The organism is Streptomyces sp. NPDC051563 (assembly GCF_044454225.1).
Classification (GTDB): domain Bacteria; phylum Actinomycetota; class Actinomycetes; order Streptomycetales; family Streptomycetaceae; genus Streptomyces.
The window spans coordinates 15205-39266 of the sequence record NZ_JBITDL010000009.1; the positions used below are offsets into that span (position 1 = coordinate 15205).

Genomic DNA, 24062 nt, shown 5'->3' on the forward strand with positions numbered 1-24062 from the left:
GCCCCGCGGCCCCCCCCTGCTATAAATATTATATGCAAACATTTTTTTACCCCAGGGCGCGGGGGGGGGGGGGGCCCCCCCCCCCGGCGGCCCCCCCCCCCCCCGACCCATGTGCACAGGCCGTTCTTCCTGGTCAGGCGTCGGGCAGGGGCCGGTGCGGTTCGGCCCGGCCGAAGAGATGGCCGTCCGAGCTGGACGAGGGCGCGACGGCCCTGGGCCTCGACGGGCGAGATTGGCCCTGTCCGTCGGCCGGCCATCACGCTGGACCGAAGCTGTGGAAAGACGCTCCGGCGTTCAGCATCAACGGGCAGAGCGTCCGTTGCGACGGCTCCATGCTCCACGCCACAGCCACGGAAACCGAGGGCCGTGAGACAAGCGGTCGTGGTTAGGCCGCCTCAGTACACGTTCGATGTCAGACAAAGGGGCAGCAGATGGAAGCGCAGCACAGCAACGGTGGCCTGCCGTCGGCGGTCGTGGACTGCGCGCTGTACGAGGACGGGAAACGGGTCCCCGGGCAGGTGAACCTGGGCAGGATCATGGAGCGGATCGAACCGGAGGCGGGTCGGTTCGCGTGGATCGGCTTGTACGAGCCGAGTGAGGAGCAGCTGCATGAGGTTGCCCAGGCGTTCGGTCTGCACCCGCTCGCGGCCGAGGATGCCGTTCACGCGCATCAGCGGCCGAAGCTGGAGCGCTACGGGGACATGCTGTTCCTGGTGTTGAAGACGATCGTCTACGTCGACCACGAGAGGGTCACCTCGACGAGTGAGATCGTCGACACCGGGGAGATCATGGTCTTCGCCGGGCCCGGGTACGCGATCACCGTCCGCCACGGCAGCGCTCCCTCTCTGGACGGTGTCCGGCAACAGCTCCAGGACGATCCGCAGCAGCTGGGCTGCGGGCCCGCGGGCATCCTGCACGCGGTCGCGGACATGGTTGTCGACCGCTACGTCGAGGTAGCCGATGCCTTCGCGGGTGACGTCGACACCCTGGAGAGTGAGGTGTTCTCCCCCGACCGGCCCGTCGACGCCGGGCGCATCTACCAGCTCAAGCGCGAACTCCTGGAGTTCAAGCGTGCCGTCATGCCGTTGGCATCAGCCCTGCAACGCCTCAGTGAGGGCACCATCCCCCAGATTCCGAAGGAGGTGGCCGCATACTTCCGGGACGTCGCCGACCACCACCAGCGGGTCAGTGAGCAGATCCAGTCCTTCGACGAGCTGATCACCGGGATGCTCAGCGCCAGCATCGCCCAGCTCGGTGTCCAGCAGAACGCCGACATGCGCCGCATCAGCGCCTGGGCAGCGTTGATCGCCGTCCCCACCATGGTCGTCGGCGTGTGCGGCATGAACTTCGAGCACATGCCCGAACTGAAATCCCCCTATGGCTACCCGGCCGTCTGGATCGTCATGGTGAGCGCCTGCACGGTCATCCACCGTGCCCTGCGCCGCAACAAATGGCTCTAGCACCTTCCCCGGCCGGCCGATAGCCAGCCAGAGGTCGAGAGCCCGGCTCTTCCTCGATCCGCGTCGGCCTGCGGCCATCGGCGGGTCATGCCGGGAACTCTCCGCGTGCAAGGTCGAGCTACGACTCGTGGGGTAGACGCGCGGTATGGACGCCGAGAAAGCACCACAGGATGCCCAAAATCTCCTCGCAGGATTGAGTGTGGATGCGAGCCGACCCGAGGAGCCCGTGCTGCTCGACGCCGATGGCACCACGATCAAAACCTGGCGGGAGAACCACCCCTACGATCGCAAGCTCCGGCGCGGGGAATATGAGCGATCCAAGAGGATCCTGCAGATCGAGCTGCTCAAACTGCAGAGCTGGGTCAAGGCCACCGGGTCCCGGGTCGTCGTGGTGTGCGAGGGCCGCGACGCCGCCGGAAAGGGCGGAACGATCCAGCGGTTCACCGAGCGGCTCAACCCCCGCGGCGCCCACATCGTCGCGTTGGACAAGCCCACCGAGCGCGAAGCCGGGCAGTGGTATTTCCAGCGGTACATATCCCACCTCCCAGCCCCCGGTGAGATCGTCTTCTTCGACCGCTCCTGGTACAACCGCGCAGGCGTCGAGAAGGTCATGGGGTTCTGCTCCGATGACCAGTACGCGCTCTTCCTGCGCCAGTGCCCGCCGTTCGAGGAGATGCTCGTCCAGGACGGTATCATCCTGATCAAGTTCTGGTTCTCCGTCTCCCGAGCCGAGCAACGCACCCGCTTCGCGATCCGGCGGGTAGACCCGGTACGCCAGTGGAAGCTGTCGCCCACCGACCTTGCCTCCCTCGACCTGTGGGATGCCTATACGGAGGCGAAAGTAGACATGTTCCGGGCGACCGACTCCGACCACGCGCCGTGGACCGTGGTCAAGAGCAACGACAAGCGCCGGGCCCGCCTCGAAGCGATCCGAAGCCTCTTGGCGCGCATCGACTACGACCGCAAGGACCCCTCGGCCCTCGGTCAACCCGACCCGTTGATCGTCGGCGCCGCAGACACCCTGCTGGAAGCAGGCGAGGAACACGCCGCTCTCTCCCCGACTCCTTTGGCAGGCTCACCTCTTGGCCCGGGCCGTCACCCCTAACCGGCAGCACCCGCACACGGCATCCGTGACCGAGCGGTGGATGAGGTCCTTCCGTCGCCAAAAGGCTTCATCGTCCACGGCGACGAGGCCCGAGCCCTGATCAGGAGGCTGGGCAGGCAGGGCCAATGAGGAGACCAATGCTCATGAGGGCTCACTCAGATGAACGGGCATGCCCCCTGCCTGGCACTCTCCTCCAACCCTGCGAGATCACCGCCGAAGTCTGCGATGGGAACACGCCGCACACCGGTCGGGCTGTTCATGGCGGGGCCCAGTACGAGGCATCCGACCGACGCCGTGCGGCACGCGCGGCTCGGACCCACGGACCCGCCCCGCGTCCCCCGGCAACTGCTGGCAGCCACCGCTGGTCTGAGCGCGCGGGCGTCGTGGACCGCCCGCTCCTGGACAGCGGTCGCGCCTACTTCCTCAGTCTGCCGTGCGAAGCATTCTGGGGGCCGACAGGTTTTTGTCGGCCCCCAGAATGCTTCGCACCGCGCCGCATCGCATCACACCGGTGATCACTTCGATCGCCGCGCAGACCGGCACCTCCGGTCAACCGGTCAGCCGATCTCACTTACCCGCTTTCGCGACCTCCGGCCGTAAACGATCATCAACACCACCGCGATGGCAACCAGGAAGATGACCAGCCCTGCGGTGCCCTCGGGGATCAGGCGTCCACGATTGGCGAGCTCCGTCAGATCTCCGTGCTGCACAGTGCCCTCCTCTCTCTGCGGGTTACGACCACGCGTCCGGTGGCCGAATTCTCGACAGCGCCGCCAAGGAACTCCGCCCCGGTGATCCGGCCTCGCTCCCGTCGGCATCTCAGATGAGGAAACGATCGAGCAGGGTGAGGGCCATGCCGAGCACCCCGAGCCCAAGACCGATCATGCCGACCGCAGCCCAACGGTCCCGTTTCACGAGCCGATGCCTCCGACCGGGAAGCAGCCTTTCCGGCTGAACCGATGCGTTCGCCTCCGCTCACCGCACGGCCGATACACAGGCAGAGCCACCCGGACCAGCCGACGCGGCCGCCGGGTGGCAATGGGGTGGGGCTACCGGTGAGGGTGTACCACTCCTTGGCGCCCGTGTACTGGATCCGTACCAAGGCCTGGCCCTCCGGACCGGCCTCGGTAGTCACGGTGACGTCGCCGGTGATGACGCCGACCTCATCGGTCATCGCTCCACCCGGGCCCGCCGTCACGCGGTCCGTCAACGGAACCGGCCCGTCCGGGACGACGCCGGGGCTCGGCCTGGCCTGCGGCGCTGGCGGGCTGATCGGCGGCTACCTCGGCGCCCGCCTCCTGGAAACCTTCCTGCGCTGGGGCTATGAAACCGAGAACCCACCCCGCAGCGGGAAGATAGCCATACGGTCCACTTTTGGCAAGTGCAACCAGCATGTAATCCCTCTCATCTTAGCCTTTTGTTCACAATGCGATTAGGCCACTTCGGATCGCTGCGCTTCGCTGCCTCTACGCCATCTTTTCCGAGACTGCTCCTTCCACCTGACTTCCGACGAATTCCCCGAGTTCCAGGCAGCCTGCGCCCACCAAGACGCCACCGACGCCGGCGGTCGGGAGAGATATTGCTGCTGCGGCGGTTCCACAGGTGGCCTCGGTCACTGCGCCCGCCAAAGCGCCGGCGGCTACTCCGGCCAAGTCACCCCATTCGCTATTTTCGGCGGCCCCGGCTGCCTCGCCCAAGGACTTCGCGTCCAGGGCGCTGGAAACCGCCTCGAGGAAACGCTTTCCTGTAGGGCCGATGTTGTTGACGGGGTTGGGGCCGGCGTAGGCGTAGCGGTTGCCCTGGGCCGGGTTGGCGAGGAAGGTGAGGGGGTCTTGGGTGGTGAAGCGGCCGGTGGTGGGGTCGTACCAGCGCTGGCCGTACTTGAGATAGCCGGTGGTGCGGTCGTAGGTGCCGCCGACGAACCGGTAGGGATTCTCGGTGGCGGCCGTGCCGGACTTCTCCGTTAGCTCAGCGACCCCGCACATACGGCCCCGACCAGACATCTGGTCGGGGTCACCGTGCGTAGGCCCGGGCGGGAAGTCAGCCAGCGTCGGGGCGCTGCCCCACAGGATCAGCTCAACGGCCATGGCATGGCACGGCCGCACACCCACTTTGCCTGTAAAGCCCGTCAGCGCTTTCGGCGAACCGCGAAAGCTATTGCAAACCCAACTATGATGATGATCGCAAGGATCCAAAGCGGAGTTCCGGACGGGAAACCCTTGTATGCCAGTTCTCTCAATGTACTCACCTCATGAAGTAGCGTTGTGTGGATTTCCCCGGCGGCTTGGCCCGCTGCATTTCCTATGAAGGAACAGACGGGAGCAGCCGCCCCGCTGCTGACGTACAGGCAGCCGGCCTCGGTTCCCTTGTCGACCGCGAACGACAGTGCTGTCCCTGCTGCTCCTTCCCAGTCCCCTTGCGATATCTGGCTGCCAAGTTGGCCAATCATGATGATGTCGTTGGCGAAAGAGACCTTCTTGCTCGCCGATTCGGCGAAGCTCAGCAGCGACCGTCCGGTGCGGCGGACTGGACGGCCTCGGCGGGCGCTTCGGAGAACGGCGCGCCAGCGGACAGGGGTGCGGGGGTGGCCATCAGCAGGAGGCTCCTTGGAGTTCAGCAGGTCACGCGGTCAGCGGGACCGGGACGGGCCCGACCTGTCCGGACCGGGCGGCGTGCGCGGGGCTACCCGGCTAACGCGCACCCAGCCGGCAGCGCCCCCGTCTTGTTCCGGGGCAAGGCACTCTAGGGTCGCGGCATGAATGATCAGGGCGAGGAGCTGCTGGCCCGTGTGCGGGCGGTCCTGTCGGATGCGGGGTTCGAGGAGATCGCCACCGGGGCCGAAGGCGTCCACCTGATCCGCCACGCCCGGTGTCATGGTCGGCTGGCTGCCCGAAGACCTCGCCCAGCCTCGCCGCGGCCGCCGCCCCGCCCCCGCCGATCTACCCGGGCTGCGGCACGCGTTCGGGTTGGCCATGGCAGCAGCGCTCCGCGCCGCCGGCCTGGCCGTGGAAGCGCGGGGCGACGAGTGGCTGCTGGTCGTATTCGAGCGCGCCGCCGACGCCCCCTGAACCGGCGGCTGGTTATACGCCCTGCCCCTGCCCCGTCTGCACCTCGTCGCGATCGTCCGGGTCATCCCCCCGTTCGCCGTTCACCGACCTGTAGACGAAGCAGACACGTGCGCGGCCGGATCGCGCCGGCCGCCCGGCGTTCCATCGAGGCGTCGGCTTGTCGAGGTGCCAGGCTGCCGCTCGCCGGGGACGGAGCCTCGCCGACTTGCGAGCGGTTGACCGCGCCGCGCACTCGGCGGGAAGCCGCAGCCGGGACCGCACCGGAGGGGCGGAAGAGCCTCGGGTCCCCCACCCTGCACGATGTCGCATCTAATTCCACAGCTGGTCAGTCGCGTAGATGAGCGCACCAACAGTAAAGAGCGCGGCACCGACGAGGGCGAGAACCAGTGAAAACTTTTTATCTCGGGACATCTCGATCACCCCATCTATCGACGGGCTTTACGGTGCATTGCACACCGCCCAACGCGTCCCGCACCACATTCATGAAGTTTTGAGTTTCAGTCACCAGTAGCCGTAAGGCCGACTCCGAACAGGTCCGGGCCGAACCCGATCACGGTAAAGGGCGCCGGGATGGAAAGGGTTCCCGCGCCCAGCACCGAGGCATCTCCTCGGCAGTGATGATAATTCTGCCAGCGATAGGACCGGCTCCGCCGACGCTGGTCAGAACGGAAATGCACTGCGAGTTGATGTTGTTGATCGGGTCATCGCAGGACGGCGCCTGCCACGCCGCCTTTCATCGTCGACTGTGGGCCTGGCGGATGTACCAGACAGCCAGCGCCGTCAGCACGATCATGGCCACCACCAACCCGTACACAGCTGGACTCCCCCCGAGGGAAAGGCTGGCCACAACACCGATAACGGACGCGATCCCTCCGGTGACCGCGCCGATGTAGGCACAGATGAGAGCGATTGACGGGTTGCCGCGTTGCATGTGCTTATTCTCCATTCAGCGTTTCTTCTGGTACCAGCGGACGGCCACCAGGGCCAAGGCTGCAACAGCAAGGGAGATGAAGAAGACCGGCCCGGTCCATCCTTCGGGGATCCACTCGCCCCTGGCCAGCAGCAGGGTCGATTCCGAACCCATAATGATTCCTCCTGTTGGTTCGATGCGGCGGCCGGTTCAGGCCGGCCGCCGCATCATTTCTTATGACCAGGCTTCGACTGTCTGTTCCTTCGCGAAGTCTCCGGCGGCCTCGCCTGCCGCAATGCAGGGAAGGGCCACCGCTGCTGCCCCCATGGGGCCTCCGACATAACCTCCGACACCGATGCAGGCGGCTTCCACTGCTGTGCCGAAAGCCATTCCGAAGGTGATTCCGGCTACTTCTCCCCAGTTCCCTTCGAGTCCGGCGTTCCATGCTTCGCCGACGTCGTTGATGTCGTTCGCCATCCCCACGGCGCCGGTGACGGAGCTCCAGATCGACTTCCCGCTGGGGTCGATGTTGTTGATGGGGTCGTCGCCGGCATACGCGTAGCGGTTTCCCTGTGCCGGGTCGGCAAGGAAGGTGAGGGGGTCCTGGCTGGTGAAGCGGCCGGTGGTGGGGTCGTACCAGCGCTGGCCGTACTTGAGGTAGCCGGTGGTGCGGTCGTAGGTGCCGCCGACGAACCGGTAGGGGTTCTCGGTGGCCGCGGTGCCGGACTTGACCGTCTGGGCGGCGCCGTAGGGGTCGTACTCGTAGACCCCGGACTGGACGGTGGACTGGTTGATGAACTGCACCGGGCTTCCGAGGCCGTCGATGATGTAGTAGGCCTCGTAGCCGTTGGTGGTGCGCAGGGCCAGGGGCTGGCCGGTGGTGGGGTCGTGCTCGATGTAGGCGGTGCCGGCGGCCAGCTTCACCTGCTCAATGACGGGCATGCCGTACTGGTCGGTGCGGCCGTGGACGTAGTCGACGCTCTCGCCCTTGTCGGTGGTCTGGTGGACCAGTTCATTGGCGGTGGTCCCGGCGTAGGTGTAGGTGCCCGTCCCGTTGGCGGTCTTGGCGGTGGCCATCCGGCCGGCCGCGTCGTAGGTCACCGCGGACAGGGCGGGGGTGGTGGTGAGGTTGCCCTGGCCGTCGTAGGCGTAGCCGGCGGTGGTGATCTGGTTGGCGGCGTCGTAGGCGAGGGTCTGGGTGGTGGCGCCGTCGGAGGAGGTCTTGCGGTTGCCGCGGGCGTCGTAGGTGTACGTGTACGTCTTGCCACCCCCCGAGGTCGCGACCTGCGTCAGCCGGTTGGCCGTGTCGTAGCCGTAGCTGGTCGTCTTACCCGAAAGGTTGTCCTTACTCCACTGCAGCAGGCTGCGGTCGTCGCCCGTCGCAGTGGAGCAGGTTCCGGAGGTGCCGATCGCGCGGCAGTAGGTGGTGTCGAACTGTCGGGTCGGCGAGGTGGCAGGGCCCTGATCGGCCCACACTCGGCTGATGCGGCCTCCGGCGTCGTAGTCCTGGTGGACACGGGCCTTGAAGATCGTCCGCGCGTCGTTGGTGCCGAAGTAGGTGTCGGTGCGCCGACCCCGGTCGTCGTATACGAAACCGATCTTCGTCGACGTGGAGGGAGCGTTGGTCGTCAGCTGGGTCAGCTTGTTGCTGTCGTCGTAGCTGTAGGTCGTGGTGCCGCGGGCGTCGGTGAGGGCGGTCTGGTTGCCGTTCTTGTCGTAGCGGTAGGCGAGCGTGCCGCCGCCTGACGTCGCGGTGCGGGAGGTCAGCCGGCCCAGGTCGTCGTAGCCGTAGGTGGTGGTCCCGGAGGCGTCCGTGCGGGTGGCGACCCGGCCGAACCCGTCGTAGGTATAGGAGACGTCCGGGGTGGTGTCGGAGTAGTCGACCTTGCTGATCCGGTCGCCGTCGTCGTAGGTGAAGACCCTGGTCGTGCCACGGCCGTCCTTCGCGGTGGCCATACGGCCGAAGGTGTCGTAGGTGTAGGACTTGACCTTCAGCGAACCGCCGGCCGGGTCCACGGAGGTGGCCTGGTGGGTGGCGGTGTCGTAGTTGTAGGTGGTGCTGGTGGTGTTGCCGGGGTCGGTGGAGGTCTTCACCGTGCCGTCAGCGTTGTAGTCGACCTTCGCGGTGGATGCATTGGCGTCAGTCGTCTCGGAGAGGTTCCCGGCGCCGTTGTAGGTGTAAGTCGACTTGTTCGACTGTCCGTCCGTCGACTCGGAGGGCAGATACTTCGAGCCGGCCGCCGTGTTGCCGTAGGCAGCCGAGAAGGAGGCCCCGGTCGCGGACTCGGACTTCGTGACGGACTCACCACTGTTGGCGCCGAAGGTGTTCGTCGTGGTGCCGGCTCCGGCACCGGTGCCGTCGGTGGCGGTAGCGGTGTCAAAGTTGGCCGTGTAGGTCTTGGAGCGCTCGCGGCCCTCGGCGTCGGTTGCCTTCTTGACCCGGCCCGACTTGTCGTCGGTCAGCTCGTAGGTGGTGTGCGGGACCGCGGTGATCGCCTGGGCCTGGTCGGTGTTCGGTGAGGCCACGACCGTCTTGGCCGGGTCGGCGTAGGACAGGCGGGTGACGGAGTCGCCCGGGGAGCCGGAGGCCTTGTTCTCCTGGGTGATGGAGGTGACACCGACCGACCCGTGGGCGAAGCGGGTCACGCCGCCGCCCGGGTTGGTGATCGAGGTCAGCTTGTGCGCCGTGTACCCGAACGAGGTGGTGCGGCCGAGGGTGTCCTTGACCGAGGAGAGATCGCCTGCGGCGTTGACGGTGTAGGTGACGGTGCGCTTCGTGCCGTCCTGGCCGGTCTGCGTCAGCGTCGTGACGTGGCCGGAGGCGGTGGCGTAGGCGGCCGTCTTCTGGGCCTGGGTACCGCGGGTGGACACGATGGTGGAGGGCAGGGCGCCGTTGTAGGTGAGGGTGGTGGCGTTGCCGTTGCGGTCGGTGCTCTTCGTCAGCTTGCCAGCCGTGTCGAAGTCCTGCTTGCCCGAGCCGTCGTTGGCGGTGAGCGTGTAGCTGCCGTCGCCGTTCTTGACGAGCTTGGCCTTCGCACCGGCCGGAGCTTGCAGGCCGGAGGCGGAGTTGGTGAACAGCCAGGTAGTGCCACCGCGGCCGTAGTAAGTGACCGATCCCTCCTCGTGCACCGTCAAGGAAATGTCGTACGGGGCCAGCTTCCAGCCGTAGCCGGCCGCTGCTGCGGAGCCGGTGGCCTCCGTGCCGATCGACGCACTGTTGTAGGCCACGCCGAGACCGGTGTCGCCGCTGATACCGGGCAGGGTCAGATCGCCGGTGGTGACCAGCAGGTTGCCGGTGCCCACGTCGACCTGCGCGCCGACGTGGTCGCCCGCGGCGAACTTCAACCGGGTCGCCCCCGGCCGCTCACCCGCGCCCGTCATCGGGCTCACCCGGGTGGACTGGCGGGCCGTCAGGGCGGTGCAGTCGCTACCCGTGCAGGCCTGCGCCTGCCAGTCGAACTGCGTGCCGGTACGCAGCGGGTCCGGCACCTTCAGCCGGGCGACCTCGCCCGCGGCGACCGTGACCGCGGTGCCGTCGACCATGTCGTTGGCACCGCCACCGGCGTAGGTGCCGGCATAGAACTTGACCGTGACCTGGCCCGAGCCGGCCGCGGTCTTCGCCGTCAGCACCGGTTGCGTCGACTCCGTCAACGCCACCAACTGCGACAGCACTCCAGGCGCCGCTACCGCGGGGGTCATCCCCCACACGGTGACGGCGGCGACCACTCCGCTCGCGCAAACCGCCTGTGACCAGCGTTTTTTGACGCGCACATTCGACATTGATCCCCCATGAAGAAGCACCCGCCCCCCTGGCGAGCACTCCTCATCCTCACGACAGATCCACAGTGGAATGAAAGGTTCCGCGTCGCAATCACCCTAAGGAACCAAGGTCACACAGGGTGAATCAACGGAATTTCTTAGCCATTGACTGCCCGATGGAAGGTTTCCGTGCCTCGACTGGCCGACATTCGATGGCTACGGCTCTCTTCGACCTAACAAAATGTTGAAGGTGCAGACCATATGAACAAATCCACACGCATGTGCTCCCAAAGCCAGGGCAAAAGGTCTCCTCAGCAGCCGCCCGCAACATCACGAACGGAGTGCCGTCATGTCCCTCTGGCTCACCGCACTGGCCGTCCTCGCCGCCTGGACCATCACGGCCATGGGCCTGGGCCTCCTGCTGGCCCTCCACAACCACCGCTCCCCCAACTCCTCCCGCATGACCCGAGTCCGGCTCACTGAAAGCACGGATGGCCAGCACGGAGCCGCCGCGTAGCAGGAGGATGCACGTCCACCGCACCCAGGTGCGACGACCGAGGGATCAGCTCCTTTTTGAGGCCCAGCCCGCCGGGAGCGACAACGGTGCGCGGCTCAGGTCCACGGCCGCCGAAGTCCGACCGAAGGATGCACAGCGGCCGGCCGCCATGCAGGATCCGCTCCCCGACCCGCAGTTCGTGGGGTGCGCACTCCACTCCACCGGGAACGTGTCCGGCGGAACGACGGCGCGTACGGGACTGACGGAGTAGGGGGGCGCCGCCCTGGCCGGGTCGCCGCGCCCGTACCCCGCAGGCGTAGCACCAGCGGTGAGGAGTACAGGCGGACCACCCGGCCCTGCTTCTGACGGCCGTGGTCGAAGTCCTCCTGCCCTACCGTGAACTGCGGCTGCCCTTCGGTCATCGGTGGCCGGCCGCGGCGCATCGTTTCATCAGGACCTGCATGTCCGTTACCACCGTGAGCCGGTTAGGACCTTCAGATTCGTCGCGGCGGCGGGCGTACTCCAGACAGCGATCGCAGTCCTTCGGCGGCTTCACCTGCGGCAGCGGAAACAGCTTCTCCGCCTCCCGTAACGCCTGCGCGGCCAGGGTCTCCCCGCTGCTCTCCGCCATGATGCTGCCCCTCCACGTGGTACGGACCAACCTGCCTCCCCCACCTTCTACCCCGCCGCGAGCATCCGGAAGGCGCGAACACCCGAGTGCACCCGCCGGGAAGGACAGTTCGAGTACGAGGAGGGCTTCGTTGCCGAAGAAGGGAGCGGCAAGGTACACGACACGGGCAGGCGGCCGGTCTCCGGCGGCCTCAGAATGCGCCAGACATCGCGCAACCCAAGGCAGGCGCCTCCTGGACATCACCGGCGCACGAGACCTCTTCACCCTCACCCCGTAGGCCAGCCCCCAGCCGGCGGATCCTGCCCCGACCCGCTACCACTGCGCGCTCCCGCGCGCCGCACGCCAGCCCTCCATCGCCTCGCGCCAGGATGATGGGCCCGTAGGTATGGTGCCTTCGGGTGACGGGAGCAGCATCTTGATCAACGTGGACGTCCAGCACTGCGGCAGCTCAATTCTGATCAGCGCCGCCGGAGACCTCGACGAGGCCGCCGGAGAAGTGCTCCAGCGGGCGCTGGACTACGTGACCATCAACGAGCGCGACCTCCTGGTGGATCTGCACGCCGTCGCGTCCATGGACGTCGACGGCCTGCTCCACCTCCTGGAGATGCAACGTCGCGCGGAGCACATGCGGCTACGCGTCCTGGTGACCGGCTGGCAGCCCCAGCCCCAGCAGTGCATGGCCACCGTGGTCGGAATCCCCGGCCCCAGAGCCGACACCGGGGAACGCTACGCCCTCGCAGGCTTCCGCAGGCTCCTCGAGGAGAAAGCACAGCGCGCACGGGACCGCTCCCACTTCACCAACAACTGGCTGCCCCACCTCTAGCGACGCCCCGGCGTGCCCGCACGCCGGGAGGGGCGGGCTTCCTGCGAGCCACCATTCCGGCACATAAAGAGAGGGCGCATACCCGCTCGGACGGTGCTCTCCGACCGGCGACGCGCCTTCCCGGGCCGAAACCATGACCGGCGAGCAGGCAGGCGAGCTGGAAGATCTGGGCATCGTCCGGGACACCGCCGACGCCGCCTTCGCCGAGAACCTCGCCGACGCCTACGCCTACGAGCTCCACGGGACCCTGGCCGCACCACGGCACGCGACCGCCCTCGACCAGGACCACAGCAACGCGTCACCACCCCGCCCGCACCAGGCCGTCACCAGGCCGTCACCAGGCCGTCACCAGCACGAGCGGTACCCCACGAGCAGGCACCACAGACCGCTCCCGCCAGTGACAAGCAACCGCAGATTCGCACGGCGGCTGGGAAACTCGCTTTCGGCCGCCGGAGTGCAGTGATAGGCAGCCGTAGTGCAAAAGAACCTTGAACTCCCTGACCTGCTGCGGCTGATCGACGAGCGGGCGACGGCCTTCCGGGCCGTGATCGCCGCCGCGCCCAGCCTGGACGTGCAGGTGCCGACCTGTCCCGAGTGGACGCTGTTCGACCTGGCGCAGCACGTGGGCTCGGGCCGCCCGTTCTGGGCCGCCGTCATCAAGGCCGGTCCGGCCGACGCCCCGCCTGCCGAGGCCGTGGCGGCGCGCGCCGAGGCGCAGGCGCCCCGGGAGCGCGAGGCATTGGTGGCCTGGCTGGCCACCTCGACGCAGGAACTGCTGGACACGCTGCAGGAGGTCGGCCCGGACGCCGAGTGCTGGACGTGGTGGGGCGCCTCGCAGTCGCCGCGGACCAGCGGTGCCGTCGCCCGACACCAGCTTCAGGAGATCGCGATGCACACCTATGACGCCCAGCTCACCGTGGGCGTCGCCCAGCCGCTGCCGGCGGAGGTGGTGTTGGACGGCGTCGAGGAGTTCCTGTTCACCTGCTGCGCGTGGTCGGGTGTCTGGCCGCACGAGCCGGCCGTCGTCGACTACCACGCCGTCGAGGGCCGCTCCTGGCGCTTCACGGTCGAGGCCGCCGCCGCCCGCGCCGCCCGCCTCCCGGCCGCCGATGAAGGCCAGGCCCAGGCCCCGGCCGATGCCTCCGCCCGGGGCACGGCCAGTGAGCTGGTCCTGTGGTTCCACGGACGCACACCGCGCGATTCGGTGACGATCGACGGCGACCGCGTCATCTTCGAGCGGCTCTTCGCCTGGGACCCGAACGCATAAGCTTGCCGTTTAACCTCATGGGCGGTTCGCGCTTACCGTAGGCGCGTGGACGACATCAACACCGAAACCCTTGGATGGGAACTCATCGGCTGGGACAGTGACGAGCAAGCCGTACATGTCGCTGGCCTCAACCGAATTGAGATCCTGAGGATCAGGGACCTGTTCCCCGGCCGGGACGACGACTTCCTTGAGACACTGGTCTACGAGGTGCCACCCGAGCTGTACTCGGCAATGCGGAGTGCCGTCCCGCACCTGGAGTTCCGCGAAGGGCTGGAGTATCAGATCGGTGGATTCCTGCTATCAGTCTGAGCTCGCCGACCCGCCACTCCGTCGGGGTTTGGTGCCGACCTCGTGGTGGGCGAGCCCTACGCCCGCCCCGCTCACCACAAGAATGCACCAACCGGGCCGAGGCGCAGCCCGCCCCGCCACCCCCGTTCATCGCCACGATCCCGACGATGTTGGATAGCGGCATGGTGAGACGCAAGAAGGAGAAGAAAAAGCGGCCCGCCTGGGGCATTCCGAAGGGGATCGTCCTGCTGGCGACGCCGGAGGGCTGGCGCTTCATGATCCAACCCGTCGAAGGCGGCATGCTCTGCGGGCGCCTGGACCTTCCGATCAACACCGACCCGCAGGACGCGCGAGCCGCTGCGGCAGTCATGGTGGTGGAACTCGCCCGCGACGTCCACGACACCGACGTCGAGGTGACCTGGGATCTGCCCACGGAGCCCTGGTCATGGACCGCCCGAGTAACCCTCGCCACGCCGATCGAACTTGCCCCGTCGGGCACCGGAGGTTGAACGGCAAGCTGAGGTCGCCTGATGCGACACGAGAGCGGTGTCGCCGAGGTCCTCCACCTACGCAGCCACGCAAGTCAGTACCAAGGGACTCGTCAGCGGCGGGTGAGCGACCGGGTGTGCAGCTGCGCGCAGCGGCTTCCGCCGCCGGGGTGCCACTCCATCACCGGGACGGCTGCGTCCCCGTATTCCTCGCACCGGGGTGCCGGAACCAGGCCCCCGCAGTCCTGCCGACGGCACGGGCAGGCGTCCGCCGGGCCGGCGTACGGCACCGCCTGCCGGATCACCCCGCCCGCAGGTCTCTCGCCCGCGGCGCCCCGTAGGCGGGCCGGCCATGCGAGCGTGATGCGCAGGCCGCCCGCGCCTGACCGGTAGCGCTCGATGACCCGGACCTCCCCCAGCACCGCCACCGGGCCCGATCCCGGAACCGTCAGCCGGCTAGTCGACGCCCCGAACTCGCCCGCGGCGAGTTCGGCGAGCTCGTCGGCGTCGGTGTCCGTGGTCCAGCCGGACAGCTGGTCCTGCCCTTCGGTGTCGTCGGCCAGCTCCAGCCACGGGCCATCGAGCCGGAACCGGGCCGCACCCCGCCCGGAACAGACCAGGGTCAGCGTGCCCGCGGGCATGGCCACGGGCACGCCGATCTTGTCCTGGGCCAGCAGCCAGGCGACGACCGCGGGCCGGTCGAACAGCGGGCGCAGCTCCGTGCCTCCGGCCGGTGCGGGGAAGTCGGGGTAGCGGCGGCGCCGGGCTGCCGCCGCAGCCCGCCCGACTCGGGCCATCCGCGCGATGTCCCCGAGCTGCACACGGTCTTGGCCCCGGACAACCGGGGTGAAGGCCGCGAGCGGGGAACGGCGGCCGTCGGCAACGGCGTAGACGGCCCGCCAGTCGACGTACGGGCGGACGACCGGGAGCAGGGCGACGTCCTCCGCGGAGTACAGCGGGACCGTGGTGATGCCGCCCTGGCGCTTGAAGTCGATCTCGACCGACCCGGTGGGGACGATCCACCCGAGCTTGACGGCATGGTCGAAGTCGGCCCGGCGGACCCCGAGCCGTACCGCGGCCTGGTCCGGGCCGAGGGGAACATACCGGTCGAGGAGAGCGGGCAGGTCCCGGCGGCGTCCGAGCTCGGCCACCTGTCCCCGCCGAGGTAGACCAGCAGGCCTGCTGCAACGAGGTGCCCGACCGCGGCGGTCACCCGCGGCCGACACCGCAACGGCTCACCCAACGCCTCCGTCAACCTGTTCGCCGCCACCCCAGCCCCCACCGGGCCCCGCAACGCGGCCCGCACCTGCTCCGGATCGGCCGCCTCGACCACCGGCCGGGACCAGGCCCGAGCCGACCGCCACCGGCACCGGTGCCGCGACCTGACGGACTTCCACCACGCGAAGCCGATCTACGAAAACTTCCCCGGCTGGTCCGAGGACATCACCAAGGCCAAGACCTTCGCGGACCTCCCGAAGAACGCCCAGGCGTACGTCAAGGCCCTGGAGGAGATGTCGGGCGCCCCGGATCTCCGCGATCGGCGTCGGCCCCGGCCGCACCGAGACGATCGAGATCAACTCGTTCCCCTAGGAATGGTCGAGCACGACGGACGGAAACGCGGGAGGGGCGGTGCGCACCATACGGCGTGCACCGCCCCTCGCGCGTTTACGCAGGGGGTCAGCCCACCTGGTAGCGGCCCTGCACGTCGACGATCATGTCGACGCTCTTCCACCCCTGGTTCCAGAGGTCCACGTGCATGCCCTGGCCGATGGTCGTCTGCACGAGGTTCGGCACGGTCGCGCCCGCCGTCCAGTTCAGGGCCGAGGAGACGGGGCGCTCCGGCGCGGTCGCGGTGCCGTCCTTGTAGTCGGACCACTGGTTGTGGTCGGCGGCGACGGACAAGAAGCCCACCTCGGTCGTGTTGGTCACCGTGGCGTTGAGCACCCAGCCGACGATCGGATCCCGGTCCTCATCGTGCGGCAGGTAGACGGGCAGGTAGGAACGGGCAGGGACCGGTCCGGACTTCCTGTCGCTCCACCACTTGTCCTTACGGGTGTCCAGGGCCCGGTACGGGGCCGAGGCGGGCACGTAGGCGGCCTGGCTGTCGGCACCGTAGTAGCCGACGACGTCGATGACCACGTCGGTGGACATCCAGCTCCCGTTGCGGACGGTGATCTTCCCGTCGGCGCCGACCGGCACGATCACCGAGTTGGCCACCGTCTGCTCGGGGGCGAAGTTCACGCTCGAGGTGGACGGAGCCAGCTGACCGGCGGGGTAGGCGGTCAGGTGGCCGCTTTGCCACGGGTTGGTGACGGTCAGGTTGAGCGCCACGGCGGTGGCGCCCTTCGGCACGCGCCCTGTCCCGGCGATCGCGACGTCGATGGTGCCGTAGTCGGGGACCCGGCCACCTAGGCGCTCACGCGTGTCCAGGACGCGGGTCGGGTTCAGCGCGGTGTAGCCGCCGGCCTCCGACGCGGTGAAGTAGCCGGTGACGTCCGCGAGGAGGTCGACCGACTCCCAGCCACCGTTGAACAGGTGGACGAAACCGTCCTTGCCGACGTTCGCGATCACCAGGTTCGGGACGCTCTGGCCCGCGAGGTAGTTCACGTTCGAGGTCTGGAGCGTCTCGGCCAGGCCCTTGTCGGACTGGACCGATATGTGGCCCGGGCCCGTGGTGTTGGTGACGGTGACGTTGAGGACCACCGCCCGGACCCCGGCGGGAACTTGGGCGGCGCCCGCGACCTTCAGAGCCACCGAGCTGCGCCCCGCGACCTTGGCCTTCTTGGCGCCGACGCCGGCACGGGTGTCCAGCAGCCGGGTGGGCGCGTGCGGGGTGAACTCGGTACCCGCGGTGACGAACTCGACCTCGTTCACGGCCTGGACGCCGTGCGTGGTGTCCTTCACCGTGACCTTGATGGTGTACGAGCCGAGCGCGTACGCGTGCTCGAAGTCCCAGCGCTCATAGCCGTGGCTCGCGGAGCCCTGGGCGTCGGTCTTCGTCCCGTCGCCCCAATCGACGGTGACGTCGAGCTCGGCGTCCTCGCTCCTGGCCAGGACCGACAGCTCCATCAGGTGCGCGGTGGTGGCGGTGGCCTCCAGCGCGAGGGTGGGAGCCGCGGTGCTCAGCTTGCCCTGAGCCCCCACCGCCCTGTTCCCCGCGCCGGCCAGCGGCGTGACGACCGTACGGTCGGCGGAACTGCGGACGGTCTCGCTCTTGGGCCCCCCGGCCTCGAGCGGATCCAGGTCGGGCTGGGCCGCCCCGGGAGCGGCCGGAGCCGCCTGTGCCATGCCCGGAAGAAGTCCCACCCCTGCTGCCACGAAGGCAGCCGAAACCATGAGTCGGCGATTACGCACCGGCCCCCCACTTCTGTTCATCCCAATGAGGGAAAATCGTCGATGACGTGACCGCCATACGCAGATCAGACCCGCCTACCGGTCAAAAGGTTGTACGGGCCGCCCGACCACGCCGCATGACCGACGAGGACACCGCCAACACCGCCTTCGCCGAAACCCCCACACCGCGCAGGCCTACTTCGAGGTCCACCGGACGCCGGCCGCGCCGCGGCACAGCGTCGCCCTCGACCGGCCGGTCAGGCGATGGGTGGGACAGAACACCTGACCGTGGAGCGCCACGGGGGACTGGGCAAAGAGCCGGTCCGCGCCCGCCGTCGGACCGAGCCCTCGCCGCGATCGGCCTACCTCGCCCAGCTCCTCGCTGAAGGCGCACGCCTTGCCGCCATCACCCCCGGAGTCGCCGACCACGGCGAGGACATCGGACGGTGGCTCGCCACCAACACCGCGACTGGAACGGGCTCGGCGACAAGCAGCGCGAACGCCTTGGCACGCTCGGTGTGAAGAAGGCCGCACGGGCCCGCAAGACCGTCGCGAAGGCGCCCGCGACCTCCACGTCCGGGCGGGGCGCAGCCGCCTTCCGGGCCGGCGTTGGAGCCCTCGCGCAGTACCGGGAACGCGAAGGCGAAGGCGGAGGTCTGCCGGGGCGCGGGCACGTCGAACGGCTCCCCGACAGCCGGCAGCACCGGACCGGGGTGTAGATCGTCAACCAGAAATAGCGCCGCGACCGGCTCGATACCGGGCAGCTCACCCAGCTCGCCGAGCTCGGCGTCCACTGGGCCCGGTACCCGGGTTCAATGGGCGTTTCAGCACGGCCGCGGCGATGATCAGTGCCGGGGCCGCCCGTAGGAATCGAGGAAAGGGACGTGGGCCGTGGAAACACCGAAGCCGACAAAAGCACAGCAAGAAGCGATGCGGCTGCTGGCCGGGGGCGGCGGCAACCGCAGCACCCGCGCCTTCGCCGACAAAACCGTCCACTCGCCCACAGGACACATCACCGCGGCCACCATCACCGTCCTCGTCAGGAACGGCTGGGCCACATGGGGACCCGAGGCAAGCCTGCGCAAACCCCTGCTGCTCACCACGGCAGGCCACGCCCACCTGCCGGCCGACACCAGCAACACGCCTGCGGACCCGAGCACCGGCACGGCCCCAGCCGGGACCCGGACGGCCTGATCCGCACACCTCCTTCTACTCACGGATCGTCAGCCAGAAGCTGCGGCGCGACCGGCTCGACGGCGGGCAGCTCGCCGAGCTGGGCGTGGACTGGGCCCGGTAGGCGCTCGTGGGAGGGGGTGGCCCACGGCTGCGAGAAGGGGCGCTGCACATGTGCTGCGCCCGACACCGGGGGAGCAGTACACCCCAGCCCGCCCCTCCCCCGCCGCGTACCTCTACGTCGTCGCCCGCAACCACGCCCGCGGCGCCTACAGCAGCCGCTACGTCCCCGTCTCCGACGACCACCTCGCCGCCATCCCCGCCCCCGAGCCCGGCCCCGAGGACCGTCTCGACCTCCTCTACCTCGAGCAGGCCATCCGACACCTCGCACCCCACCAGTCCCAAGTCGTCGGCCTCCAGCTCGACGGCTACACCGACACCGCCATCGCCGCCGCCCTCAACATCACCACCGACGCCGTCCGCTCCCACCGCCGCCACGCCAAAAACGCACCGCGCCACCCGACAACCACCAACGCCTGACCACCCACCACGGCGGCCGGACCCGCCACGGACCGGCCGCCGTGACACACCCCGCACCGACCACTACCAAGGCGCCCGCAGCACCCAGCCCCGGGCCGGCCCCGACCACCTTCCAGGCCGACGAACACACCCTCACGCAGGTCAGACGCGCAAGCCCAGCGGTATCCGGCCCCGGCCAACGACTCCCCCACGGCGTGGAGCACCAGACCAGAGCCCCGATCATCAACCAGGCACCACGATGTGCTCGCTGAGCACGAGCACGAGCACGAGCACGAGCACGTGCTCAGCGAGCGCGTCCTCGTGCTCACGAGCTCGTGCTCGTGCCCGGGGAGCTCGTGCTCGTACCCGACGAGCTCGGCGTGCCCGGCGAGCTCGTGCCCGGCGAGCTGAGGCTGGACTGCGCGCGGTAGCCGGAGTCAGGGACAGCTGGGCCAGAGGTTGGCCCCGGCCCCGGGGGGCTGTTCCAGAATTCTGGAACAGCCCCCCGGCACGCAGAGCTCGCGCGCCTCAGCAGCTCCGGAGGGACCGCCCACTCGGACGCCCGCCGTCTCCCAGCAGGTTGCGCCTCCGCCCCCAGAGCAGTCCGGTAGCTCTGGCGCAGCTGCTCCGACATGCTCGTGGGGACAGAGGGGTCGAAACCCCACGGGCGACGTGCAGGGGGCCACCGGTATGTCCCCCAGCGAGGAGGCCTGGGCGGCAGCGGTGGTCCGGTTCCAGCAGGCAACCCGGGGCACCGTAGCGAACTCGCTGCCCCCTGTTCCCACCGGAGGCCCCGGTAGCCGCTCCGACGCATGCCCGTGGCAGACTCCTCCCCCGAACACGGGGGCGAGCAGCCCCCTGACCTGGGGTGGGGCTATGAGTAGGACGAAGTGGGCTGCTGTGATGGCAGCGACGATCGCGCTCGGCGCGGCGGGCTGCGGTGACACCGGCACAGGAGCCACGTCCGCCTCGGCCTCCCCCCGACCGGAAGGCACCGGAGCCGCGGCCGCCTCGGTCTCCCCCTCGCCGGAGGGCACCGGGGCGGGAGCCGCGTCCGTCGCGGTGTCCCCCCGGCCGGAGGGCACCGGGCCCCTTACGCGGGAGGTCGTGCGCGCGGACCTCGACACCTCGGCGGCGGCCGCGAAGGCCCCGGCGACCGATGCGGAATGGGCCGCCATGCCCGAGGACGCCGAGCCCGGCTCGCTGTCGTCGTGCGTCGTCGCCTTCAAGGGATTCGAGAGCGATGACGCACCGCTCGACCATGCAAGGTTCGAGGCGACGCTGCGCGAGCTGGGCCGGCGCGGATGGAAGCAGGCCGGGAAGCCGGAGCAGGTGAAAGACAAGACGGGCGAGGTCTGGACCTCCAAGGTGCTCCTGGACCAGCGCGGATGGAGGATCGTCGCTGAGTACAGGGACGGACCACCCGGACAGGGCACGATCTCCCTGCCCGCCTTCGAGAACTCCTGCGTCAAGGCACAGAACGGGCACTGAGCGCCCACTGCGTGCTACACGGCTCTCCACGTGAGCACGTACGCGAAGGCTCCGCGACTTCTTGGTGGACACGAGCGTTGATCGCGAAAGGCAACCTGATGACGCTTCGTGCGCGACGACACGGTGCAGACGAAGGCTCTCGCGTGTCGTCGAGTCGCCCGAGTCCGGGTCGCTCACAGGTGTGACGATCGATCCGTGCCCGAGGAACCGTCGCGCTGGTATGAGGGCCGGTTGGTCGTGGGGCCCTCAGTTTGCGTCACGCATCGGGGTCCATCCCGGCCTGGCGGGCCGCGTGACGGCGGACTGCCTCCGACGCCGGAATGCGTGGCTGTGGGAGCCGTACGAGGGTCAGGCCGTGGAACACGGTGCGGCAGGCTGTGACGAGCACCAGGAGCAGGCTCGGGGTGAAGGCCAGGTGTGCGGTCCGGTCGAAGCCGTAGTGGGCCGCGCCCCAGCCGACTGCGGTGACCCCGGCGGCGAGGAGGAAGCCGTCCGAGGCGACCCGTTCCCGACGGCTCAACCTGATGCCCTGTCCCTTATACGTGCCTCGTTGGACCCGTCGGATCCTGCCACCGGGCACCGGCATCCATGCCGCCCCCTTCCACACCAACCTCGTACCCGGCTACAAACCGACCATGATCAACAAATTGCTGAGCCGTGGCCTGCCCGCACTCGCGCTCGCCGCCCTCCCCTGCTGACCACCACCGTGCTGCCGGCCGCTGCCAACACGCCGCCCGCGAAGGCCAGCTCCCCCGCCCAGCACGGCTTCGTCCACAGCACCGCCGCCGCGGCGCGGGGCGCGGTCGGGGTGCGGGCACCGCTGCCGTTGTTCGAGGCGATCGACCGGCTCCCCGTCGCCGCTGAGCACCGCGAGGGCTACGAGCGGGGCCTCTACATGCACTGGAACAAGGGCCTGAACTCCGGGGACGGCTGCAACACCCGCCGGGAGGTATTCCTGGCCGAGGTGGTGACGGTGCCTCAGGTTGAGGCCGGCTGCAAGCTGACCGGCGGGTACTGGAGCTTCGCCTACGACAACGGTCGGCTACGACACCGGAGGTCAACAGCGTCTCCAGGCGGCGCTCGTACTCGGCGAGCCCCTCGAAGTGCGGCGGCGGACCGCTGACAGGCCAGCTACTGAAGACGATGGCGGGGTTCCTCGGCCTCGGTCCCCCGCGCCACTGGCCGCTGGGGCCTCGGCGTGGAGCGGCTCGTCCCGGCGCCGTGATCCGTAGACCCTGAGACCCGGCCGTGGCCGCGTACGGCGGCCAATCGAAGCGGGAGGGGCCGCGGGTTGGTCGAAGGCAGATGGTGACCGTCTGGTCACACATCGGCTTCAAGCCTCTCACCACGCAGGATCGAATGGATTTCTCATCCCCACCTCGAAGTCAGGGCAGCAGGCATAAGCTCCGGGCCCATGAACGTAAATGGAGACCCCGGCATCCCCGAGGCCGGAGAAGAGACGTATGCCATAGGGCCGCTGACGTATCGTCAGGGCCACGTGATCGTGTGGAAGGAGGCGAACGGTCAGCGAGATGAAGCCCTGATGCACGATCGTGCGATCGTCGCGGTCTATACCGGCACTCCCGAGGAACGGGCCGAAGGTCATGGACACCAGCTGTTCCGGGCGTGGGTGGACGCCAATGAGCTTCCGTCGATCTTGGACAACTGGGCCAACGTCCTGCGCTGAGGGCCGGTCCTAGCTGCGGCGCGGTGTGGTCGAGCACGGTGGCCCCGTCCAGCAGGCCCTCGACGGGGGTGCACGCACCAGTCGCCGGCGGCGCTGCCAGTTCCGCTGCCGCGGGCAAGGTGCCTGGGCAACTCCTCGGCCACCAGGCGCTCGTAGTGCGGGAACGCGCGGGTCCAGGAGGTGTCGGCGTCCGCCCGGCGCATCCGCCCCAATCGATTTCGCCCACGTCCCCGGTCTGCCGGATCCCGATCCGAACCGCCTCGAAGGGTCGGTGGGCGCCGGGGTACGTGGCGCTCTGGACGTCAGCGGCCGATGCCGGTGCTTCGGTTTGCGATACGGGTGTGTCGCCCTGTGACGACCTTGGCCGGGATGAGCAAGATCCACAGACATAGCGCGGCTACCGGCGAGACGAAGGCGGCGGGTACCGAGAGGGCGAAGACGATGACGGTGACGCCCAGGTCCCGGACGACCGCGCTGCCGAGCTGGTCGCTGACGTGGTCGGCCTGGAGTTCCTTTCGGCGCCAGACGGTGGCGGCGATGGTCAGGTGCAGGCCCACGATGCAGGTGATGACGGCCGCGTACAGGGCAATGGTAAGCGACTGGGTGCGGTACTCGGCCAGCAGTCCGGTGGTGAAGGGCAGCAGGGCGACGGCGCCCAGCGAGGCCAGGGTGAGCCGCAACAAGAGCGTGTCCACACGGCGCACGCGCAGGAACGGTCTTCGGTGATCGCGCCAGAACGTCGCCAGGATGTAGAACCTCCACAGATAGGCCGCCAGTTGCGGCCACAGGTCAACGACCGCTTGTCGGAACGCCGCGGCATCGAGACCGTCGGACACCTTGATGTCCAGCACCAGGAGCGTCAGCACGATCGCGTAGATCCCGTCCGACGAGGCCATCAGCCGGTCCGGGCTCCCCTCGGCCCTTTCCGCCCCGCCCGGATCCCGAACCGCCATGCCACCATGCTCCCAAAGCAACGGAAATGAGATTTCCGGAGCAAAAGGATCGAACCTACCTCAGCCGGCGCTCCCCACGACCCTGCGGTGCTCGGGGTGGCCCCTGTGGCGAGGGCCCAGGTGCCGAAAGAGCCGTCCTCCTTCGCGACCGCTTCGATCAATGCGAGCAGGCGCGGCTTTCCGTACGACCACGCGGAAAGAACCTCGGGCCGGATACCGGCCACGGTGAGCTCCGCGTGACGGTGCCACCGCGCGCAGCTGATCGTCGCCGCGCCCTGCCCTGGCCCAAGGCCGAGTCGAGGAGCCTGGCACCGCCTCGTAGCTAGGGCTCGCCGATAGTGGCCTTGAGCCGCCCCGCTGGTCAGCCGCGATGGAAATGGTCGGATTCGAAGGACCGATGCCGGCCCCGTCGCCCGCCCGACGGATCCTCCCGTAGCGGCAACCACCCGGCCCCTGGAGCCATTGCCGTTTCACGGCGTCGTAGATCGGCGAATCCGACATCAACCCGCCAACCGGCCCCAGCCACGGCTCCGGCCTGGTGGCACACCTTGGTGCTGGAACGGTTCTCTGGTCCATGACCAGCCCAACGACCCACCACTGGACACCGTGAC

Annotated in this window: 24 protein-coding genes and 1 pseudogene; 15 read left to right on the forward strand and 10 right to left on the reverse strand. The window is 68.7% G+C overall.

What is annotated here, in order from left to right:
* The first annotated feature begins 431 nt into the window (after window positions 1-431).
* Window positions 432-1460 (forward strand): magnesium and cobalt transport protein CorA, encoded by a 1029-nt coding sequence (locus tag ACIA8F_RS12705; protein ID WP_399378316.1) that lies wholly within the window; start codon window positions 432-434, stop codon window positions 1458-1460.
* 145 nt (window positions 1461-1605) lie between these two features.
* Window positions 1606-2565, forward strand: a complete 960-nt coding sequence (gene ppk2, locus ACIA8F_RS12710; protein ID WP_399378317.1) for a polyphosphate kinase 2 — start codon at window positions 1606-1608, stop codon at window positions 2563-2565.
* 557 nt (window positions 2566-3122) lie between these two features.
* Here ppk2 and ACIA8F_RS12715 read toward each other — a convergent pair.
* The 5 genes from ACIA8F_RS12715 to ACIA8F_RS12735 form a co-directional block, all read right to left on the reverse strand.
* Window positions 3123-3275 (reverse strand): hypothetical protein, encoded by a 153-nt coding sequence (locus ACIA8F_RS12715; protein ID WP_399378318.1) that lies wholly within the window; start codon window positions 3273-3275, stop codon window positions 3123-3125.
* 756 nt (window positions 3276-4031) lie between these two features.
* Window positions 4032-4652, reverse strand: coding sequence for an RHS repeat-associated core domain-containing protein (locus ACIA8F_RS12720; RefSeq protein ID WP_399378319.1), 621 nt, complete (start codon window positions 4650-4652; stop codon window positions 4032-4034).
* 1714 nt (window positions 4653-6366) lie between these two features.
* A complete protein-coding gene (locus ACIA8F_RS12725) occupies window positions 6367-6579 on the reverse strand; it encodes a hypothetical protein (RefSeq protein ID WP_399378320.1) in 213 nt (70 codons plus the stop codon).
* Complete coding sequence (locus tag ACIA8F_RS12730) at window positions 6580-6717, reverse strand: hypothetical protein (protein ID WP_399378321.1); 138 nt, start codon at window positions 6715-6717, stop codon at window positions 6580-6582.
* Between the two features lie 60 nt (window positions 6718-6777).
* The gene (locus ACIA8F_RS12735; RefSeq protein ID WP_399378322.1) at window positions 6778-10242 is read right to left on the reverse strand and encodes an RHS repeat-associated core domain-containing protein; all 3465 of its coding nucleotides are present in this window, start codon (window positions 10240-10242) and stop codon (window positions 6778-6780) included.
* A gap of 409 nt (window positions 10243-10651) precedes the next feature.
* Between ACIA8F_RS12735 and ACIA8F_RS12740 the strand changes: the two genes are divergently transcribed.
* Complete coding sequence (locus ACIA8F_RS12740) at window positions 10652-10819, forward strand: hypothetical protein (RefSeq protein WP_399378323.1); 168 nt, start codon at window positions 10652-10654, stop codon at window positions 10817-10819.
* A 397-nt stretch (window positions 10820-11216) separates the two neighbouring features.
* Here ACIA8F_RS12740 and ACIA8F_RS12745 read toward each other — a convergent pair whose 3' ends face one another.
* Window positions 11217-11429 carry a hypothetical protein gene (locus ACIA8F_RS12745; protein WP_399378324.1) on the reverse strand — a complete coding sequence of 71 codons (213 nt, stop codon included), beginning with the start codon at window positions 11427-11429 and terminating at the stop codon, window positions 11217-11219.
* Between the two features lie 424 nt (window positions 11430-11853).
* Here ACIA8F_RS12745 and ACIA8F_RS12750 point away from each other — a divergent pair, with 424 nt between their 5' ends.
* From ACIA8F_RS12750 to ACIA8F_RS12770, 5 genes are all read left to right on the forward strand, one after another.
* Window positions 11854-12252, forward strand: a complete 399-nt coding sequence (locus ACIA8F_RS12750; protein WP_399378503.1) for an STAS domain-containing protein — start codon at window positions 11854-11856, stop codon at window positions 12250-12252.
* Window positions 12253-12385: 133 nt separating this feature from the next.
* Window positions 12386-12715 carry a hypothetical protein gene (locus tag ACIA8F_RS12755; RefSeq protein WP_399378325.1) on the forward strand — a complete coding sequence of 110 codons (330 nt, stop codon included), beginning with the start codon at window positions 12386-12388 and terminating at the stop codon, window positions 12713-12715.
* Between the two features lie 12 nt (window positions 12716-12727).
* Window positions 12728-13519: a maleylpyruvate isomerase family mycothiol-dependent enzyme gene (locus ACIA8F_RS12760; protein ID WP_399378326.1), complete on the forward strand. Its 792-nt coding sequence runs from the start codon at window positions 12728-12730 to the stop codon at window positions 13517-13519.
* A 45-nt stretch (window positions 13520-13564) separates the two neighbouring features.
* Window positions 13565-13828: a hypothetical protein gene (locus tag ACIA8F_RS12765; protein ID WP_399378327.1), complete on the forward strand. Its 264-nt coding sequence runs from the start codon at window positions 13565-13567 to the stop codon at window positions 13826-13828.
* 161 nt (window positions 13829-13989) lie between these two features.
* On the forward strand, window positions 13990-14316 hold the full coding sequence (locus ACIA8F_RS12770) for a hypothetical protein (protein ID WP_399378328.1): 327 nt from the start codon (window positions 13990-13992) through the stop codon (window positions 14314-14316).
* Window positions 14317-14408: 92 nt separating this feature from the next.
* Here the strand turns inward: ACIA8F_RS12770 and ACIA8F_RS12775 are convergent, their stop codons facing one another.
* Window positions 14409-15446 (reverse strand): hypothetical protein, encoded by a 1038-nt coding sequence (locus tag ACIA8F_RS12775; RefSeq protein WP_399378329.1) that lies wholly within the window; start codon window positions 15444-15446, stop codon window positions 14409-14411.
* A gap of 234 nt (window positions 15447-15680) precedes the next feature.
* Here ACIA8F_RS12775 and ACIA8F_RS12780 point away from each other — a divergent pair.
* A pseudogene (locus tag ACIA8F_RS12780) lies at window positions 15681-15885 on the forward strand (adenylosuccinate synthetase); the annotation flags it as partial.
* An 87-nt stretch (window positions 15886-15972) separates the two neighbouring features.
* On the opposite strand, the gene ACIA8F_RS12785 reads toward ACIA8F_RS12780, so the two are convergent.
* Window positions 15973-17583 carry a hypothetical protein gene (locus ACIA8F_RS12785; RefSeq protein ID WP_399378330.1) on the reverse strand — a complete coding sequence of 537 codons (1611 nt, stop codon included), beginning with the start codon at window positions 17581-17583 and terminating at the stop codon, window positions 15973-15975.
* Window positions 17584-18074: 491 nt separating this feature from the next.
* Between ACIA8F_RS12785 and ACIA8F_RS12790 the strand changes: the two genes are divergently transcribed.
* The 4 genes from ACIA8F_RS12790 (at window position 18075) to ACIA8F_RS12805 (ending at window position 20811) form a co-directional block, all read left to right on the forward strand.
* Entirely contained in the window at window positions 18075-18347 is a 273-nt protein-coding gene (locus ACIA8F_RS12790; RefSeq protein WP_399378331.1) for a hypothetical protein, read from the forward strand.
* A 172-nt stretch (window positions 18348-18519) separates the two neighbouring features.
* Complete coding sequence (locus ACIA8F_RS12795) at window positions 18520-18822, forward strand: hypothetical protein (protein ID WP_399378332.1); 303 nt, start codon at window positions 18520-18522, stop codon at window positions 18820-18822.
* 153 nt (window positions 18823-18975) lie between these two features.
* On the forward strand, window positions 18976-19341 hold the full coding sequence (locus ACIA8F_RS12800; protein WP_399378333.1) for an RNA polymerase sigma factor: 366 nt from the start codon (window positions 18976-18978) through the stop codon (window positions 19339-19341).
* Window positions 19342-20223: 882 nt separating this feature from the next.
* Window positions 20224-20811, forward strand: coding sequence for a hypothetical protein (locus ACIA8F_RS12805; protein WP_399378334.1), 588 nt, complete (start codon window positions 20224-20226; stop codon window positions 20809-20811).
* A gap of 256 nt (window positions 20812-21067) precedes the next feature.
* On the opposite strand, the gene ACIA8F_RS12810 is transcribed toward ACIA8F_RS12805, so the two are convergent.
* Window positions 21068-21331: a hypothetical protein gene (locus ACIA8F_RS12810; protein WP_399378335.1), complete on the reverse strand. Its 264-nt coding sequence runs from the start codon at window positions 21329-21331 to the stop codon at window positions 21068-21070.
* A gap of 186 nt (window positions 21332-21517) precedes the next feature.
* On the opposite strand from ACIA8F_RS12810, the gene ACIA8F_RS12815 reads away from it, so the two are divergent.
* Together ACIA8F_RS12815 and ACIA8F_RS12820 are read left to right on the forward strand one after the other, a co-directional pair.
* Entirely contained in the window at window positions 21518-21934 is a 417-nt protein-coding gene (locus tag ACIA8F_RS12815) for a hypothetical protein (protein ID WP_399378336.1), read from the forward strand.
* A gap of 291 nt (window positions 21935-22225) precedes the next feature.
* Window positions 22226-22498, forward strand: a complete 273-nt coding sequence (locus ACIA8F_RS12820; RefSeq protein WP_399378337.1) for a hypothetical protein — start codon at window positions 22226-22228, stop codon at window positions 22496-22498.
* Between the two features lie 302 nt (window positions 22499-22800).
* On the opposite strand, the gene ACIA8F_RS12825 is transcribed toward ACIA8F_RS12820, so the two are convergent.
* A complete protein-coding gene (locus tag ACIA8F_RS12825) occupies window positions 22801-23451 on the reverse strand; it encodes a TMEM175 family protein (RefSeq protein WP_399378338.1) in 651 nt (216 codons plus the stop codon).
* Window positions 23452-24062 lie beyond the last annotated feature (611 nt).

Excerpts from the sequence above, each read along its gene's own strand:
- ACIA8F_RS12770 (WP_399378328.1), top strand. The coding sequence starts at position 13,990 with ATGGTGAGACGCAAGAAGGAGAAGAAAAAGCGGCCCGCCTGGGGCATT.
- ACIA8F_RS12825 (WP_399378338.1), bottom strand. The coding sequence starts at position 23,451 with ATGGCGGTTCGGGATCCGGGCGGGGCGGAAAGGGCCGAGGGGAGCCCG.
- ACIA8F_RS12785 (WP_399378330.1), bottom strand. The coding sequence starts at position 17,583 with ATGGCACAGGCGGCTCCGGCCGCTCCCGGGGCGGCCCAGCCCGACCTG.
- ACIA8F_RS12755 (WP_399378325.1), top strand. The coding sequence starts at position 12,386 with ATGACCGGCGAGCAGGCAGGCGAGCTGGAAGATCTGGGCATCGTCCGG.
- ACIA8F_RS12725 (WP_399378320.1), bottom strand. The coding sequence starts at position 6,579 with ATGGAGAATAAGCACATGCAACGCGGCAACCCGTCAATCGCTCTCATC.
- ACIA8F_RS12705 (WP_399378316.1), top strand. The coding sequence starts at position 432 with ATGGAAGCGCAGCACAGCAACGGTGGCCTGCCGTCGGCGGTCGTGGAC.
- ACIA8F_RS12740 (WP_399378323.1), top strand. The coding sequence starts at position 10,652 with ATGTCCCTCTGGCTCACCGCACTGGCCGTCCTCGCCGCCTGGACCATC.
- ACIA8F_RS12720 (WP_399378319.1), bottom strand. The coding sequence starts at position 4,652 with ATGGCCGTTGAGCTGATCCTGTGGGGCAGCGCCCCGACGCTGGCTGAC.
- ACIA8F_RS12745 (WP_399378324.1), bottom strand. The coding sequence starts at position 11,429 with ATGGCGGAGAGCAGCGGGGAGACCCTGGCCGCGCAGGCGTTACGGGAG.
- ACIA8F_RS12735 (WP_399378322.1), bottom strand. The coding sequence starts at position 10,242 with ATGACCCCCGCGGTAGCGGCGCCTGGAGTGCTGTCGCAGTTGGTGGCG.
- ACIA8F_RS12820 (WP_399378337.1), top strand. The coding sequence starts at position 22,226 with ATGAACGTAAATGGAGACCCCGGCATCCCCGAGGCCGGAGAAGAGACG.
- ACIA8F_RS12730 (WP_399378321.1), bottom strand. The coding sequence starts at position 6,717 with ATGGGTTCGGAATCGACCCTGCTGCTGGCCAGGGGCGAGTGGATCCCC.
- ppk2 (WP_399378317.1), top strand. The coding sequence starts at position 1,606 with ATGGACGCCGAGAAAGCACCACAGGATGCCCAAAATCTCCTCGCAGGA.
- ACIA8F_RS12805 (WP_399378334.1), top strand. The coding sequence starts at position 20,224 with ATGGCAGCGACGATCGCGCTCGGCGCGGCGGGCTGCGGTGACACCGGC.